Annotated in this window: 15 protein-coding genes; 1 reads left to right on the forward strand and 14 read right to left on the reverse strand. The window is 46.2% G+C overall.

The window, feature by feature from the left end; genetic code table 11:
* Positions 1-361: 361 nt before the first annotated feature.
* From AC0QUU_RS12085 to AC0QUU_RS12100, 4 genes are all read right to left on the reverse strand, one after another.
* Complete coding sequence (locus AC0QUU_RS12085; RefSeq protein WP_474543096.1) at positions 362-1,084, reverse strand: ABC transporter permease; 723 nt, start codon at positions 1,082-1,084, stop codon at positions 362-364.
* Positions 1,085-1,897 (reverse strand): ABC transporter ATP-binding protein, encoded by an 813-nt coding sequence (locus AC0QUU_RS12090; RefSeq protein ID WP_474543097.1) that lies wholly within the window; start codon positions 1,895-1,897, stop codon positions 1,085-1,087.
* Positions 1,894-2,694 carry a MerR family transcriptional regulator gene (locus AC0QUU_RS12095; RefSeq protein WP_474543098.1) on the reverse strand — a complete coding sequence of 267 codons (801 nt, stop codon included), beginning with the start codon at positions 2,692-2,694 and terminating at the stop codon, positions 1,894-1,896. Before AC0QUU_RS12095 ends, AC0QUU_RS12090 begins: the two co-directional genes overlap by 4 nt.
* Positions 2,695-2,935: 241 nt before the next feature.
* A complete protein-coding gene (locus AC0QUU_RS12100) occupies positions 2,936-3,730 on the reverse strand; it encodes an HAD-IIB family hydrolase (RefSeq protein ID WP_474543099.1) in 795 nt (264 codons plus the stop codon).
* A gap of 328 nt (positions 3,731-4,058) precedes the next feature.
* Between AC0QUU_RS12100 and AC0QUU_RS12105 the strand changes: the two genes are divergently transcribed.
* Positions 4,059-4,862: a delta-lactam-biosynthetic de-N-acetylase gene (locus AC0QUU_RS12105; protein WP_474545577.1), complete on the forward strand. Its 804-nt coding sequence runs from the start codon at positions 4,059-4,061 to the stop codon at positions 4,860-4,862.
* An 859-nt stretch (positions 4,863-5,721) separates the two neighbouring features.
* On the opposite strand, the gene AC0QUU_RS12110 is transcribed toward AC0QUU_RS12105, so the two are convergent.
* From AC0QUU_RS12110 to araA, 10 genes are all read right to left on the reverse strand, one after another.
* Positions 5,722-6,099: a DUF5655 domain-containing protein gene (locus AC0QUU_RS12110; RefSeq protein ID WP_474543101.1), complete on the reverse strand. Its 378-nt coding sequence runs from the start codon at positions 6,097-6,099 to the stop codon at positions 5,722-5,724.
* 33 nt (positions 6,100-6,132) lie between these two features.
* Positions 6,133-7,113, reverse strand: coding sequence for a hypothetical protein (locus AC0QUU_RS12115; protein WP_474543103.1), 981 nt, complete (start codon positions 7,111-7,113; stop codon positions 6,133-6,135).
* A 50-nt stretch (positions 7,114-7,163) separates the two neighbouring features.
* Entirely contained in the window at positions 7,164-8,006 is an 843-nt protein-coding gene (gene folK, locus AC0QUU_RS12120) for a 2-amino-4-hydroxy-6-hydroxymethyldihydropteridine diphosphokinase (protein WP_474543105.1), read from the reverse strand.
* A gap of 103 nt (positions 8,007-8,109) precedes the next feature.
* Positions 8,110-8,922: a dihydropteroate synthase gene (folP, locus tag AC0QUU_RS12125; RefSeq protein WP_474543107.1), complete on the reverse strand. Its 813-nt coding sequence runs from the start codon at positions 8,920-8,922 to the stop codon at positions 8,110-8,112.
* A gap of 47 nt (positions 8,923-8,969) precedes the next feature.
* Positions 8,970-9,461 carry an HD domain-containing protein gene (locus tag AC0QUU_RS12130; RefSeq protein ID WP_474543109.1) on the reverse strand — a complete coding sequence of 164 codons (492 nt, stop codon included), beginning with the start codon at positions 9,459-9,461 and terminating at the stop codon, positions 8,970-8,972.
* Positions 9,462-9,574: 113 nt separating this feature from the next.
* Positions 9,575-10,138 (reverse strand): GTP cyclohydrolase I FolE, encoded by a 564-nt coding sequence (folE, locus tag AC0QUU_RS12135; RefSeq protein ID WP_474543111.1) that lies wholly within the window; start codon positions 10,136-10,138, stop codon positions 9,575-9,577.
* Positions 10,135-11,541, reverse strand: coding sequence for a bifunctional folylpolyglutamate synthase/dihydrofolate synthase (locus tag AC0QUU_RS12140; RefSeq protein WP_474543113.1), 1,407 nt, complete (start codon positions 11,539-11,541; stop codon positions 10,135-10,137). The genes folE and AC0QUU_RS12140 overlap by 4 nt, the downstream gene beginning before the upstream one ends.
* Before the next feature lie 212 nt (positions 11,542-11,753).
* Positions 11,754-13,358, reverse strand: a complete 1,605-nt coding sequence (locus tag AC0QUU_RS12145) for a xylulokinase (protein WP_474543115.1) — start codon at positions 13,356-13,358, stop codon at positions 11,754-11,756.
* Positions 13,359-13,450: 92 nt separating this feature from the next.
* Positions 13,451-14,437, reverse strand: coding sequence for a diaminopimelate dehydrogenase (locus AC0QUU_RS12150; protein WP_474543117.1), 987 nt, complete (start codon positions 14,435-14,437; stop codon positions 13,451-13,453).
* Between the two features lie 103 nt (positions 14,438-14,540).
* Positions 14,541-16,040 (reverse strand): L-arabinose isomerase, encoded by a 1,500-nt coding sequence (gene araA / locus AC0QUU_RS12155; RefSeq protein WP_474543119.1) that lies wholly within the window; start codon positions 16,038-16,040, stop codon positions 14,541-14,543.
* Positions 16,041-16,080 lie beyond the last annotated feature (40 nt).

Below are 16,080 nucleotides of genomic sequence, written 5' to 3' on the forward strand. Positions count from 1 at the left end.
CAGAGGACAAAGAAGTTTTTATGCAGGTGATCCAGGCAGTAGTGATGCTTTAGATCCAACCAGCTGCAGTCGGAACAGCTCCTGCTTTCTTCTTGCAATTTGGAATTGTGAGGGATACTGCTGCCTGGATTCAGGATATGAATATAGCCGGGGAAATTCTGTCTTCGTTTTGTCTGTCGGAATTCGGAATTGTGTAAGGGAGAAGTCAGCCGGAAGAGACTGGTGTGGCGATGGAGGACCGTAAAGCAGCGCCGGCACTTAGAGCGCGTTTTTTGCGCTCTTACGTACCGCTGCGTCTGCGGTCCGAACGAAAGTGTGTCCTCCGGCACCACACCAGTCTCTTCCGGCGTCCCTTCTCAAATTATACAAATCCGAATTTTTGCTTGTTCAAAAGTAATGCACATATAATTACTGCTGCACAGAATATCAAAATTAAATACCATAGATTTTCAAGGCAAAAGCCATTCTCTAACATCAATCGGTATCCCCATGAAGCGGGAAAGATGCGCCCTATGGCTTCAAGAAAATCGGGCAGCAAATCGATAGGGAACATAATCCCTGAAAGCATAATCGAGGGTAAAAACACAAGCTGCGCGATCATTGTCAGCTTTGCCTGACTTTTTACAGCCAAACCTAATATACTCCCAATACTCAGCGACACAATAATGTATATGGCAAGCGCAGGAAAGAAAAGCGGAAGCTGTACCGGCAAAGCCGCCTCAAACAATATCGGAGCGAGGAGTAATATAATAATACAGCTGATCATCAAATGCACAAATGCAGAAAGGGACATTGTAACAAGCCCTAAATATAAAGGTACTCCATTTGCTTTATAAACCTTTTTTACATCACTTCCATAAGTTTCAATCAACGATGGCGGCAGCCCGATAAACGCTCCCATTGAAACGCTCATCACAATCATAGATTGTATCAATGTACTTCTCATTTCAGGCATAACAGAAGTAAAAATACCACCCATAAACAGAAAGAAAACAAGCGGAACGACATAGCAGGTTACCAACAAAGATTTACTGCGTATATCCAGTTTCCACTGTAATTCCACGCCATATAAAAAACCGTTCATTTAAGCTTCCCTCCTTGCCATTTCGATAAAATGCTGTTCCAGCGTGCCACGGTCAACTTTAATATCTGCTACATGGACTTTTTTCTGTTTTAATTCGCCCAGTAAAGAAATCAAAGTGTCTTCGATATTGTCCGTTTCAAAAGTGTTTTCTCCTTGCTGCGTCTTGATATGGATAAAATATTTTCTCCCAATCCTATCGGTCAGTTCCGAAGCTGTACCGCAAAAGGCAATATTTCCGTTATTCAGAATAGCAATGCGGTCACATAAGGTTTCTACCTCTGCCATATCGTGGCTTGCCAAGACGATTGTTTTTCCGTATGATTTGAGCTTTCGGATTTGTTCGTGGAGCGATAGTCTTCCCTCGACATCAAGTCCCGCAGTCGGCTCATCGAGAAAAATAATATCGGGATTGCCGATAAGCGCAAGAGCAAGATGCAACCGCCTTTTCTGCCCTGCGGATAATTGTATATACTGCTTCTTCTCAATTTCTTTGATAGCAAGACCGTCAAGCATGGCATCATCAATTTTTGTTTTATTCCATTTTGCAAACAGCTTTACAGCCTCCATTGGCTTGATATGGGCTGGTAAAGAAGAGGATTGTAGCTGAATACCCATCTTCCCGTTTACAGTAATCGCACCACTGTCATATTGTCTCAAACCTTCGATACATTCAAGCGTTGTTGTTTTTCCTGCTCCGTTTACGCCGAGCAGAGCGAAAATTTCTCCTTTTTCAATTTGAAAATCGAGACCCTTAAGAACCATATGGCTGCCGTAGTTTTTCTTTAATTCACGAACTTGTATTGCGTCTTTCACGGTTTCACCTCCTCAAAGGGATTTATTCCAAGTCCTGAAAAATAGACCTGCAAAGCTGGTTCTAAATAATCGTTAACAATTTTCTGCCTTTCTTCCCAGGCGTTTGTGGCAGTATCGATGTTACCGACTTCCATCAATTTCGGAAGCATACTCATATCGCCATTTGTAAACTCCATAATCAAGCCCCAATATTCTTTTACAACCTGTTGGCATTTTTCGCTTTCGGGCGGTACATTTTCTTTTTGAAGCTGTACGATTTCATCACTTAAGCGGTTAAATCTGTCCATAAAATCTAAGCCGCTTTCCTTATCAAATTGACTGCGTATATGGTCGAGCGTATCATCATCGAAACGCTTAATAAGATAATAAGAGTCATTCTTCATTTGCAGATTGACAATAATATCTGCATACTTCTTAAAGTTGACCGTCTGCATTTGTAAAACTTCTGCCTTTAACTGTTCTATTGCTGACAACGAAGCCTGAAGCTGTTCTATTTTTTGGCGTATATCATCTGCCTGCTCTGTAAGAGCATTCGCAACATCAGCCGGTGTTTCCAAAGAGATCAGCCGCTCTTTTATATCGTCCAAAGAAAAACCCAGTGATTTCAAAGATATAATCTGATGAAGTCTAATCAAATCTTTATCGGTATACAGCCTGCGTCCGCCTTCGCTTTCTGCCGATGGGGAAAGCAGCCCTTTTTTATCGTAGTATTGCAGAGTACGGACGGTAACCCCCATTTTCTTTGCTACTTCTCCAACTGTCATAAACCCTTGCGGAATTGCTCTGTATTTTGCCATAATTATTTACCTCCTGACACCTATTATAAATCATTACGTAACGTCACAAGCAAGACTTTTCTAAAAATTTTCAGGCGGCAAAGATTTTTCTCTGCCGCCTTTCTATACGCTCCTGTGCTCGTTTATCTATATCAGCAAGGTAAGTGTTCCGTCTGCTATAATATATTTACACCTACATCATAGTTCTCCGATTGCCACACTCTGTTGAGATGTCATAATTTACTGATATTCAAATTCAGATCTAATGTATCAGTCCATAGTGTTTCATTGCATACGCAAGCCCGTCTTCTTCTACGGTTTTTGTCACAAACTCTGTATACGGCTCCAGCACATCTGCGTGTTTTCCCATCGCGACTGCGTGGTCCGCAAACCGGAACATATCCAGATCATTGCTGCTGTCGCCAAAAACATATGCTCTCTCCTTCGGAATCCCCAGCAGTTTCAAAACCTGTTCACAGGCAGTTCCCTTGGAATATCTCTTCTGGATAACTTCATAAGCTCCGTCTCCCCGGTCAATGGCATTCATATCCCCTTCTATAAATGCCAGAAAAGATTTCAGATCGCTCTTCTCATTTTCGTAAATAAACATTTTGTCATAAGTAAAATTTCCCCGCTCCAGAGGCTGTTCCACTCCAATTCCACGTTCCCGCAAGGAACGGCGAAAGCCCTCCAGCCCGTCATACTGTGTCACTCTTTCCGGAAAATACACGTCATCTCTTGCTTCCGCAATGCCTGTCATCCTGCATTCCAGCAGCTTATCAATAATCGCTTTTCCTCTTTTCCTGTCAATGGAACTGTAAAACAGTTCTTCTTCTTTGTAGGAAATATTGGTTCCGCATCCGCACAGATATCCGTCAAATCTGTATTTACGAATTGTTGGAGGAACACAGCACGCAGTTCTTCCTGTATTAATAAAAAGCAGATGTCCTTCCTCCTGTGCTGCTTTAAATGCCCTGACAGCGCTTTCCGGCACCTGTCTGGTTATTTCACTTAATACGGTTCCGTCAATATCGAAAAATAAAACTGATCTCTCCATATGTACACTCCAATTTCTTCTGAAAATCAGGACAGCGCAAAATCTTTTCTCAGCGCTGTCCTTTCTCACTGTATCATCCTTTTTTATAAATGTCCATAATCCGGCTTACTTTCCGGCAGTACAGCCAGAACGTGTCCTTTATATGCCTTTCATTCCGTCAAAATGCCTACTCCACACCCGGTTCTTTTCTCCGTTTTTCTGCATGATAAACTCTGATCGGTTCATATACTGATAAAAAATCAAAAAGAGAGCGTGTTTTATGAAACAACTGTTATTCCGTAAAGTCATAAAACTTTTAAAAGAATCCGTTTCCTCCGGAAAAGCAGGAATGATTCTCCTGATCCTGGCAGCCGCCTATCTGCTTGGAACTTCTGCCGGAATTGCTGCCGAAAAGCTGTCACAGGATAATAAGGCGGATCCTGCCTCTGCCGCGGCTGTTCCTGCCTCTGCGGAAGGGAACTGGGGACTTAGCTTTCAGGAAGAAGGGAAAACACCTGTAGGCAATGCAACATTTGAAGAGCTGGCAAAATATGATGCCTTCTATGCAGAACAGACAGAAGAGAAGCATATCTATCTCACATTTGATGTCGGCTACGAAAACGGAAACACTGCGTCTATTTTAGATACTCTGAAAAAGCATAATGTATCTGCCACATTTTTCGTTGTCGGCACCTACATAGAATCCGATCCGGAACTTGTAAAACGGATGGCTGAAGAAGGGCATATTGTAGGAAATCATACCTGGCACCACCCGGACATGTCCCAGATTGCTGCGATGGATGCCTTTAAAAAAGAACTGGAAGATGTGGAAAATGCATATCTGGAAGTGACCGGGGAAGAAATGACAAAATTCTATCGGCCGCCCCAGGGTAAATACAGTGAAGCAAATCTCAAAATGGCGCAGGAACTGGAATATAAGACATTCTTCTGGAGCCTGGCATATGTAGACTGGTACGATGATAATCAGCCTTCCAGAGAAGAAGCTTTCGAAAAACTCCTGGGACGGATACACCCCGGAGCTATCGTACTTCTCCACAGCACATCAGATACCAATGCCCTTATACTGGATGAACTGATTCAGAAGTGGGAGGAAATGGGTTATACAATCCGGTCGCTGACAGAACTGCTGTAGACAGATCCGGATTTGTCGAAGTGAACTTCCGGTATTGAAAAAGGAAAACAGAGGACGAAGAAGTTTTTATAAGACGGATTCAGAAGAGGGGGACAGGGAATTCTGATTCCGTTCCATGAGTTAAGAAAAATAACGGAACCTGGGAATCAGCTAAAAACAGGATTTACAGCGGGCTAACTCGCATGCGCTCGGACAGAGCCCGCTGTAAATCCTGACGCTGATTCTCAGGCTCCTATTTTTCTAAACTCATTCCAGAGTCATCAGAATTCCCTGTCCCCCTCTTCTGAAAGGCGCATCCAAAAACTCTCCGGACTTCCGTTTTTCTGTTCCTCAGTCCGGAAATTCCCTTCGCAGATCCTCATAAGACAAAAACAGCGGGGAGCTTTAACGGCGGAGACGGCAGGTGATCCAGGCAGTAGTGATGCTTTAGATCCAGCCAGCTGCAGTCGGAACAGCTCCGGTTTTTTCCTGTTTTCTGAAATTCGGAATTGTTGGGGATACTGCTGACTGGATGTGCGCAGAAAACAGCGGGTTACCGCCGATTGGATGCGACTTTTGGAAATGAGGGATGTGTGCTTTTGGTGACTTTGGAGCAGATATTAGAAAAACAGAAAACCTGGCGGCAGGCGTTAAAATTTACAGCAGAATTGTCTGAGCGAATGCGAGTTTTCTGCTGTAAATTTTGCTCTTAGCCTGTCGTCAGGTTTTTTAGTTTTTCTTTATCTGCGGAACGGAAACAAAAGCACACATCCCTCATTTCCAGATCCGATTATCCAATCTCCCGGTATCCAGGTGTTTTCGGACGCCTCTCCACTCACAGCTCTCCGACAAAAATCCGAATTTGAACTTCTTATTTCTGTTACTTTCTGTCAGAGAATTCCGCCGCCTCCCTGATCCACCCCATAAGTTCATCATCAATCTCTTCAAGTTCAGAGATCAGTACATGATGGGTCCACCGGTTCGGATAAGGTTCGGTCGCAATATCGATGCACGGGGACTCTGCTTTGTGTTCCAGCCCGAAAGTCACAACAATGTAGCAGTCCGGACAGTCTTTTTTCCTCCTTACTCTCGCAAAAGAAACACAGGCAAACATATGTCTGTTGTAAAAAGAAATCTGCGTCTTCTGAACCTTGATTCTTACCTCCGGAACAAGATCCTCGACACATTTTTCGAATTTTTCATATAATGGGATTGCATCCGGATACCTGTCAAAAAACTGTAATATCTGTTCATCCATATTTTTAATCTCCATTATCAATAAAATATATTCTTATACGCTGCTTTTCCGTGTTTTCCGCCTCTTCCGGGATATTCCGGCCGCCTGGTCAATCCTTTTTTTCAATGTCTCAACCTCATGGCCATAAATCGGCTGCTGGAACTGGAATTTCCGTATTCTGCCGCTTTTGTCAGTAAAAATAAAATAGTAATAGTACAGCTGCCTGCCCGGCCCGCTGTAAGAACGAGAATAGTGCTTGTATACTTTCTTTTCAATTTTGCATCCTGCTATATCCCGATACTGATAAAATCTTCCGTTAAACGGACCGGAACGGAAATAAAACCCTGATTTGCCAATCCACACTTTAAAACACAGGTAACGAATAATAACTGCCGCCAGTATAATAAGCGCGGTTCCGATTCCGCCCAAAAGCATAATCCCGCCAAGACCTCTGCCCCTCACACCGGATATCAAAGGAACCGTTATGGCGAGCATCAGAGCCAATAGCGCAATGCAGACTACAATACTTGTTTTTCCATATATTTTTCCGTCAATTATATACGCTTTACAGCCCTCGTCTGTATCCGGCGGAAGTATACCGGCGCCGCCCTCCCGGACACATTTTATCAGATAGTGAACTCCTTCCGATTCATAGGGGTAAAAAGGAAATCTCACCACCCGGCCATCCGCCGTCCGATAATTAACGAAATGCTGTTCCATCCCGTTCAGACTTTCTCCGGAGCTTTCCCAGGCCTCGCTGATTTCCCGATATGCTGCGAATCTTCCGTTTCCCGGTTTCGTCTGATAAAAAATGCCCCTTTCTCCAATAAGGACTTTGACGAATTTCGCCTGAAAAATACAGACAAATACAAGTACAAGAGCAATGGCTGTTAAGAGCAGGGAAAAAAGAAAAATCCCCTGTTTGTCAAGATAAAGATAAATACTGACACCACCGAAAAGAACCGCCAGAAACAGAGACGGAATAATTCCCCGGGCTCTGCCGCCGACTTTATATTTCCACTTTTCATTTTTCACTGATACTCATTCCTTTTTTCAACAATACAGAATCAAAACACTGTCTTTTCTTATACCCCCATCTCTTCCAGCATTTCTTTTACTGTTTTCCCATATACCGGATGTCTTTTATAAGGCGCGATCTGTGCCAGGGGTTCCAGTACAAAGCTTCTTCTTTGCATGTCCACATGCGGAATGCAAAGCTCCGTCTCCTGTACAATCAGATCATCATAAAAAATAATATCCAGATCCAGTGTCCGCGGTCCCCAGTGAACCTTTCGCTCGCGGCCCGCCTCACTCTCAATCCGGTTCAGCTCTTCTAACAGTTCCTCCGGTGGCAGAAGCGTCTCAAGTTCCAGACAGCCGTTCAGAAAATTATCCTGATCTGTCACTCCGTAAGGCTCGGTTTCAATCAGATCCGAAATCTGCTTTACCTGACATCCTCTGATATCGTTTAATGCTTTTACCGCGTCCTTTATGTACGCTTCCCGGTTGCCCAGGTTAGAGCCCAGGGCAATATAAGCCGTATGCCTGCCTCGTCTGATCTCTACGCTTACTGTCTTTAATGACTGCCGGATCGGAGCCCATGGTTTTTTGATTTCCAGCCTTATTTCCTGAAGGAGCGGATATTTTATCAGCAGTTCTTCTGCAAGATTCTCTGCCGCGCTCTCCAGCAGTTTAAACGTATGCTTCTTCAGATACAGGCTGATAAAAGCGCTGGCCTCCCCGTAATGAACAGAATCTGTCAGATCATCTGTTTTCCCCGCTTTCCTTGTATCTGTATACAGATCCGCAGATATGACAAACTTTTGTCCGAGAGCATTTTCCTCGGGAAATACTCCATGATTTGCAAATACTTCAAGATCTACAATACGGATTCTGTCTCTGTTTTTTTCATTTCTGTCTGTAGTCATCACATCAAACTCCCGCTCTGCTTTCTATTATTATACTTTTCCCGCTAAATGGACAGCCCGCCGTCCCATAAACTCTTTCACTGGCTTTGCGTCATTTTCCGGTTTAAAAATCGTACTGCATCAGCGCCCGCGTCATCTGTACTGCTCTTTTGTTCTTTCTGACATCATGCACTCTCACAAATGCGCATCTTTTCTGGACGCCGTAAACTGTTGTAACCAGCGTTCCCTCTTCCCTTTCTTCTGCCGGGAGATTCAGTGTGAGACCAATTACAGATTTCCTCGAAGTTCCCAGGAGAACCGGAAAACCCAGTTCGTGCATAACTTCCAGGCGGCTGATAATCTCAAGATTCATCTCATATGTCTTTCCGAACCCTACGCCCGGATCCAGTATAATCTTATCCCGTGAAATGCCTGCCTTATCCGCCAGGCTTATACATTCCCGCATATCCTCCAGAAATTCAGGGATGAACCGGACATAATCCGTATTATTCCGGTTATGCATCAGACAGCACGCCGCACCGCTTTCCGCGATAACCGCAGCCATCTCCGGGTCATATTTCAGCCCCCAGATATCGTTTACCAGATCTGCTCCGGCAGCGAGTGCGGCCCGGGCAACCCGGCTTTTGTAAGTATCCACGGATACCGGGATATCCAGCTCACTTTTCAGAGCCTCTATAACCGGAACTACCCTTTCGATCTCCTCCTCGTCGGAAATCTGCACATGTCCCGGACGTGTCGATTCCCCGCCCACATCAATCATGTCCGCCCCTTCTTCTGCCATCTGTCTGGCATGGGCAAGCGCAGCATCAATCCGGTTGTACTTTCCGCCGTCCGAAAAGGAATCCGGCGTCACGTTTAAGATTCCCATTATGTATGTCTGATTTTCTGTGTCAAATTCTTTTCCGCCTATGATCATACTCTAATCTCCATGTTCTGTATTTATTTATTACCGCACCTGTCGTTTTAAACCGAGATCTCCATATTCTTTTTCTCAGCACTCCAGTCACACTTACTCTGTTCCGGACACGCAAAACACATCCGTGAGGCTTTATCGCTTGTATAGAGCAGCCGCTCCAAAGGCTCCGCATGATCTCTCAGTCTCCGGTGCCCGCGGATTCCTGTCAGGATCATCCTTTTTTCCTCTTCAGAATATACGCAGTCTCCGGGAAGACTATTCAGAATCTCCGAAGCGATTTTTTCACCGGAAATCTCATGGGGTATTCCCTCTTCATACTGGGCATACTTTCCTATATCGTGAAGGATGGCCGCACCGTAAATTACGTCCTTTTCTATTCCCAGATTCTGCTCCAGACAGGTAATGTATGCGATTCTGGCCACGTCCATCAGATGAGACATCTGATGACGGCAGAATTTTCTGTCCTGCTCCAGTATTTCGAGCCGTTGGTAACATTTCTGAAATAAAGGATGGACCAGTATGGCGTTTACTCTTTTCACTGTTCTCTGTCTCCTTCTCTCCTGAGGTCCGCTCTGCAGACTGTCAGTACATTCCTCCCCCGCTTATTACTCTTTACAATGTGGGAGCAGGGGACTTACCTGATTCGGTTACCTCAGCGTTCTGCCGACAACATCCGGAAAAACCGCTCCTCCAGCGCCGGATCCGATTCAAAGACGCCTCGCCTTGCCAGCGTTATAGTTCTGCTGCCCGGTTTCTTTATTCCACGCATAGTCATACACATATGCTCCGCCTCGATCATAACAAGGGCGCCTTTTGGCTGCATAGATTCCATCAGCGCGTCCGCAATCTGCCCGGTAAGCTGTTCCTGAAGCTGAAGTCTTCTGGCGAATACCTCCACTGTTCTGGCCAGTTTGCTCAGGCCCACTACCTTCCCGTCGGGAATATAAGCAATATGCGCTTTCCCGTAAAACGGCAGAATATGATGCTCACAGGTAGAATAAAACGTAATATCTTTCTCAATCACCATCTCGCTGCTGTCCACAGAAAATGTTTTTGAAAGATGCACAGACGCATCCTCTTCCATTCCTCCGTAGAGTTCCTCACACATTCTGGCTATTCTGCCCGGCGTATCTTTTAATCCTTCTCTGGAAACATCTTCCCCGATTCCCTCAAGGAAAAGCTTTACCGCCTCTTCGATTTTTTTCTGATCTATCATCTCTCATCCCTCTTTTTACATACTGCCCTGTCATACGCCTCTTTGATCTGATGCAGATAGGACAGAGAACCGAACGCAAGAATTACATCTTCTTTTTCTGCTTCTCTCAGCGCCGCCTGCACGGCCTGCGCCACCATATCTTCCTGTGCTGCCGGTGCCGTCTGAATCCTGATTTTCTCTTTGACCGGCCGTGCAGTCCGAAGCAAAAATTTTCCTGCTTTTCCCGTGCATGTTTTGTCCGGCGCCTTCACACAGGGGCAATACATTTTCAGTGTCTCCGCCAGTTTCTCCGGCGGCAGTCCCCGCTGATGATCCGGCAGCGCCACCGGGTAAATCACAGACGCCAGCGGCCCCATAATCCGCGCTATTTTATCATATTCTTTATCTTTAAAAACGCCCATAATACAAAGGAGTCTGCGCCCCGGGAAATACATTTCCACAGATTCCCGAAGCCGCAGCGCCGCATCCTCATTGTGTGCGCCGTCCACAATAAAAAGGGGATCCTCGCCAATACAGCTGAATCTCCCGGGCCAGACGGTCCGATCCATGCCCGTCTTTACGGCTCCTTCCGGGATTTCATACCCCAGCCGCCGCAGTGTCCGGATTGTCTCCAGAGCGGTCGCCGCGTTTCCGGTCTGATTCCGTCCTGCCATGGATGTATGTATATTTCTGAATTCTTTATAGGAAAAAGTAATTCCCCGGTAATCTTCCCGGATAATCTCTGTTTCTTCCTGCTCAGCCCGGATATAGGGGCATCCCAGACTCTGCGCCTGTTCTTTCAGTATTGCTTCCACATTCTCCCTCTGAAATGCGGAAACGACTGCGCATCCTGGCTTTATAATTCCGGCCTTGTTCTCTGCAATCTCTTCCAGGCTGTTTCCAATCACGCCAAGATGATCCCTGCTGATGCTTGCAAATACTGCGCAGACCGTGTTCTGTATAATATTGGTGGCGTCCAGAGCGCCGCCGAGGCCCGCCTCGATTACAGCCAGATCACATTTTTTCTTCCTGAAATATAAAAATGCCATTGCCGTCTCTGTCTCAAAGACAGTGGGGACCGGTTCTCCGGCCGCCTCAAGTCGGGCAACAGCATCTCTTACGTTCTCTGTCACTTCAGCGAATTCCGTCTCGGAGATCCATTCTCCGTCAACCTGAATCCGCTCCAGATAGGAAACTACTGTTGGTGAAACATATCGCCCGATCCTGTAGCCTGCCTCACTTAATATTGTTGAAGTGTATGCAAGCACAGATCCCTTGCCATTCGTCCCTGCAATATGTATGAACTTCAGATCATCCTGGGGATTCCCAAGTTCACGCAACAGACCTCGAATTGCCTCCAAGCCAAGTACACTTCCGTATTTCGACATTTCGTCCAAATATACCCTTGCTTCTTTGTAGGTCACGTTTTTGTTTCCTTTCAGATTTTCACTTTTCTGTTCTGCTGAACAAAACTATCATAGCACTAAACCTTTTACTGTACAAGTATTTTCCCAAAAACAATGCCCGCCGGATCGTTCGATCATTCCGGCAGGCATTGCCTTCAACTGTTTTGAATCAGTCAGCATACAGAGCGTATGATATTCTGCTCCGCATTCTGTTCCTGAAATTTCTGAAACTAAATCTGTACATCTACAGCAGCTCTTTCAATTGCAAGACCTTTTCTGTAGTTTTCCATGAACTTCTCATATCCTTCCACATCTTCCGGTACCGGATCCATACCGGAGCCGACTGCATCGTGGAATACCTTATTGTCAAGGTAGTCTGTCAGGCTCTCGCCGTCTGCCTTATTTACCATGTAATCCGCCAGCAAAGCGATTCCCCATGCGCCGCCCTCGCCGGCTGTTTCCATAACGTAAACCGGAGTGTCAATAGCGCCTGCAAGGATTCTCTGTCCGACACCTTTTGTCTTGAACAGACCGCCATGTCCCAGCATCTTGTCCAGTTTTATATGTTCTTTCTTAAGAAGGATATCCATACCTGTCTTAAGAGCGCCGAGAGATGTATACAGATGTACTCTCATAAAGTTTGCCAGGTTAAATTTGCTCTCAGGTGAGCGCACGAAGAGCGGACGTCCTTCCTCAAAGCCTGTAATATGCTCTCCTGAGAAGTAGTTGTATGCCAGAAGGCCGCCGCAGTCAGCGTCTCCTTCAAGCGCCTTGTTGTACAGGGTTGAAAAGATCTTGTTCATGTCCGGCTCGATTCCCAGGCACTCTGTATATTCTTTGAAAAGACCAACCCACGCGTTCAGGTCTGATGTACAGTTATTGCAGTGAACCATTGCTACCAGATCGCCTGACGGAGTTGTAACAAGGTCGATTTCCTCGTACGGTTTTGTCAGATCTTTTTCAAGAACTGCCATTGCAAATACACTGGTTCCCGCAGATACGTTTCCGGTTCTTACAGCAACACTGTTTGTAGCCGTCATACCGGTTCCCGCGTCACCTTCCGGCGGGCACAGCGGAACGCCTGCCTCCAGTGCTCCTGATATATCAAGAAGTTTTGCTCCTTCTTCCGTCAGGTATCCTGCATTTTCTCCCGCGAGAAGAGATTTCGGCAGAATGTCTTTCAGTTTCCACGGATATCCCTTGTCAGCCACAAGATTGTCAAACTTCTCGATCATAGCGCTGTCATAGTCTTTTGCTTTCACATCCATCGGGAATATACCGGAAGCGTCGCCGTTTCCAAGTACTTTCTCGCCCGTCAGTTTCCAGTGAATGTATCCTGCCAGTGTCGTAATGAAGCGGACATCTTTCACATGATCTTCGCCGTTCAGGATTGCCTGATAAAGATGCGCGATGCTCCAGCGCTGCGGAATGTGATACTGGAACAGCTCTGAAAGTTTTTCAGACGCCTCTCCTGTAATTGTGTTTCTCCATGTACGGAAGGGCACAAGCATATCTCCCTTCTCATCAAATGCCAGATATCCGTGCATCATTGCACTGAATCCGATACCTGCAAGCTTTGTAATCTTCTCGCCGTATTTTTCTTCCACATCTTTCGTCAGATCCTGGTAGCATCCCTGCAGACCGTTCCAGATATCCTCCTCGCTGTATGTCCAGATATGGTTTTCATATCTGTTTTCCCAGTCATAGGTTCCGGAAGCAATGGGAGCCTTGTCCACATCAATCAGCACCGCTTTGATTCTTGTTGAGCCGAACTCGATTCCAAGACATGCCTTTCCTGTGCTGATGGCTTCTTTGATTTCTTCAATACTGCGCATCTTTGTTTCCTCCTTTTATTTCGCTCTGTTAAAAACAGCTTTTATTTCCTCCGGAACAGCCGCGACTGTTCCGCAAGGGAGAGATGCCGCTGTTACAGCATCATCTTTCTTAATTCTTCCCCGCTCTTTTCGCTCAGATAAGCCGGTGCAATGTCGAACACTGTCCTGCATCCGGATACACCCTCACAGGAGAGTCTGTAGGCTGCTCTGGCATATGCCGCAAGAACAGAAGAGGTAAACTCCGGATTGGAATCCAGCTTCAGGCTGTACTCGATCAGATGACTGTTTTCTCCGTTCCAGCCGGTTTTTCCGCTTCTTAAGACAAAGCCGCCGTGAGGAATTCCGCTGTGATTTTTCTGCAGTTCTTCTTCACTGATAAAATGTACGGTAGTGTCATAATCCGAGAAATAATTCGGCATGTTCTTGATCTCTTCCTCTACTTTTGCCGCATCTGCGCCTTCTTCCAGCACGACAAAGCACTCCCTTGTGTGCTTTTCTCTTGTGGTAAGCTCCGGATTCTTTCCCTCGCGGACCGCCTCAAGCGATGACTCTACAGGAATCGTATACTGTCTGGCATCCTTTACGCCTTCCACCCGGCGCACGGCGTCAGAGTGTCCCTGGCTGACTCCTTTGCCCCAGAATGTGTAATCTTTTCCATCCGGAAGAATCGCGTTGGCATAAAGTCTGTTCAGGGAAAACATTCCCGGATCCCAGCCCACGGAAATGATGCTCACTTTTCCGCCCTCTTTTGCCGCCGCGTCAACATTTGCATAGTGCTCCGGTATTTTTGCATGGGTATCAAAACTGTCAATCACGTTAAACATCTTTGCGAAGGCAGGGGTCTGTTCCGGAAGGTCTGTAGCGCTTCCCCCGCAGAGGATCATAACATCAATCCTGTCTTTCCATTCTCCTGCATCCTCTATCCGGCACACCGGAACACCCTCCGTGAGAATCTGCACACTCTCCGGATTTCTGCGGGTAAATACTGCCGCAAGCTCCATATCCGGATTCTGCTTTATGGCGCACTCCACGCCTCTTCCAAGATTTCCATAGCCTGCAATACCAATTTTTATACTCATGATTTCTGCTCCTTTTCCGACTGTTTTGTATGGCGGTGCCACAAAATCCGGCACCGCCTCTTTTGTTATTATACAGTCGGACAGGCGGGTTGTAAACCGCTAACTATTTTCTGAATGCAATGCTGTTCCACCTCAGCTCATTCTTCAGGTTGCGGATAGTTGTGTCTTTATCAATGTAAACAGCTTCGATACCCATAGCTGCTGCCCAGTCTCCCATCTGCTCAGATGTCAGGTCATAGGAGAACGCTGTGTGATGAGCTCCGCCGCAGAGGATCCATGCCTCTGCGCCTGTCTGCAGGTTCGGCTCAGGTGTCCAGAATGCTGTCGCGACCGGAAGCTTCGGCATCGGTTTTTCTGTCTTCTTGCAGTTTACGTCATTGATGATCAGGCGGAATCTGTCTCCAAGGTCAATGAGAGATGTAGCAACTGCCGGACCTTCTTTTGCTGTAAATACCAGTCTTGCCGGGTCTTCTCTGTCTCCCATGGAAAGCGGATTCACTTTAATGCTGATAGGGCCGTCGGAAATTGTCGGGCACACCTCAAGCATGTGAGCCTGAAGGATTCCTTCCTTGCCCGGGACCAGATTGTATGTATAATCTTCCATAAAGGAGGTTCCTTTTGCATCCTTCATGCCCTGTGTCATGATCTTCATAATGCGGACCATAGCTGCTGTCTTCCAGTCGCCCTCACCGCCGAAGCCGTAGCCTTTCTGCATCAGTCTCTGGATTGCAAGTCCCGGAAGCTGCTTTAAGCTGCCCAGATCACCGAAGTGTGTTACGATTGCCTGGTAGTCTTTCTCCTCCAGGAAACGCTCGAATCCGATCTCGATCTGTGCCTGAACTGCCACATGTTTTCTAAACTCGTCTGCATCTCTTCCTTCAAGAAGAATTTCATAGCTGTCATAATACTCGTCAACCAGCGCTTTCACATCGCTTTCACTGACTGCCTCAACTGCCTCTGCGATCTCGTTAACCGGATATGCGTCGATCTCCCATCCGAATTTGATCTGAGCTTCTACCTTGTCGCCTTCTGTTACAGCAACATTTCTCATATTGTCTGCAATTCTCATGACACGCACATGACTGCTCTCGATAATACCTACAGCAGTGCGCATCCAGGATGCAATTTTCTTCTGTACATTTTCATCTGTCCAGTGCCCCACAACAATCTTGCGCTCAATTCCAAGACGGCTGAAGATATGGCCGTACTCACGATCGCCGTGAGCGGACTGGTTCTCGTTCATAAAGTCCATATCAATAGTGTCATACGGAATCTCCTGATTGAACTGAGTGTGCAGATGAAGCAGCGGTTTTCTGTATTCCTGGAGGCCGAGGATCCAGGATTTTGCCGGTGAGAATGTGTGCATCCATGTAATAACGCCTGCGCAGTTCTCATCCATATTTGCCTCGTTGAATGTCTTTCTGATCAGCTCATTTGTAATCAGTGTCGGCTTCCAGACTACTTCATAGGGAAGCAGACCGGACTCATTGAGCTTTTCAACAATAATTTTTGAATGTTCGGCAACGTGTGCAAGGCACTCATCTCCGTATAAGTCCTGAGAACCTGTGCAGAACCAGAATTTGTACTCTTTTTGTTTCAGCATGTTTGTTTTCCTCCTGTTTTGACTTCTTTATAATCCGGAA

The organism is Mediterraneibacter sp. HA8405, from assembly GCF_056148955.1.

What these genes read in the sequence shown, in the direction of transcription:
- AC0QUU_RS12085 (WP_474543096.1), bottom strand. Translation starts at nt 1,084, where the DNA reads ATGAACGGTTTTTTATATGGCGTGGAATTACAGTGGAAACTGGATATA.
- AC0QUU_RS12095 (WP_474543098.1), bottom strand. Translation starts at nt 2,694, where the DNA reads ATGGCAAAATACAGAGCAATTCCGCAAGGGTTTATGACAGTTGGAGAA.
- AC0QUU_RS12100 (WP_474543099.1), bottom strand. Translation starts at nt 3,730, where the DNA reads ATGGAGAGATCAGTTTTATTTTTCGATATTGACGGAACCGTATTAAGT.
- AC0QUU_RS12105 (WP_474545577.1), top strand. Translation starts at nt 4,059, where the DNA reads ATGATTCTCCTGATCCTGGCAGCCGCCTATCTGCTTGGAACTTCTGCC.
- AC0QUU_RS12110 (WP_474543101.1), bottom strand. Translation starts at nt 6,099, where the DNA reads ATGGATGAACAGATATTACAGTTTTTTGACAGGTATCCGGATGCAATC.
- folK (WP_474543105.1), bottom strand. Translation starts at nt 8,006, where the DNA reads ATGACTACAGACAGAAATGAAAAAAACAGAGACAGAATCCGTATTGTA.
- folP (WP_474543107.1), bottom strand. Translation starts at nt 8,922, where the DNA reads ATGATCATAGGCGGAAAAGAATTTGACACAGAAAATCAGACATACATA.
- folE (WP_474543111.1), bottom strand. Translation starts at nt 10,138, where the DNA reads ATGATAGATCAGAAAAAAATCGAAGAGGCGGTAAAGCTTTTCCTTGAG.
- AC0QUU_RS12145 (WP_474543115.1), bottom strand. Translation starts at nt 13,358, where the DNA reads ATGCGCAGTATTGAAGAAATCAAAGAAGCCATCAGCACAGGAAAGGCA.
- AC0QUU_RS12150 (WP_474543117.1), bottom strand. Translation starts at nt 14,437, where the DNA reads ATGAGTATAAAAATTGGTATTGCAGGCTATGGAAATCTTGGAAGAGGC.
- araA (WP_474543119.1), bottom strand. Translation starts at nt 16,040, where the DNA reads ATGCTGAAACAAAAAGAGTACAAATTCTGGTTCTGCACAGGTTCTCAG.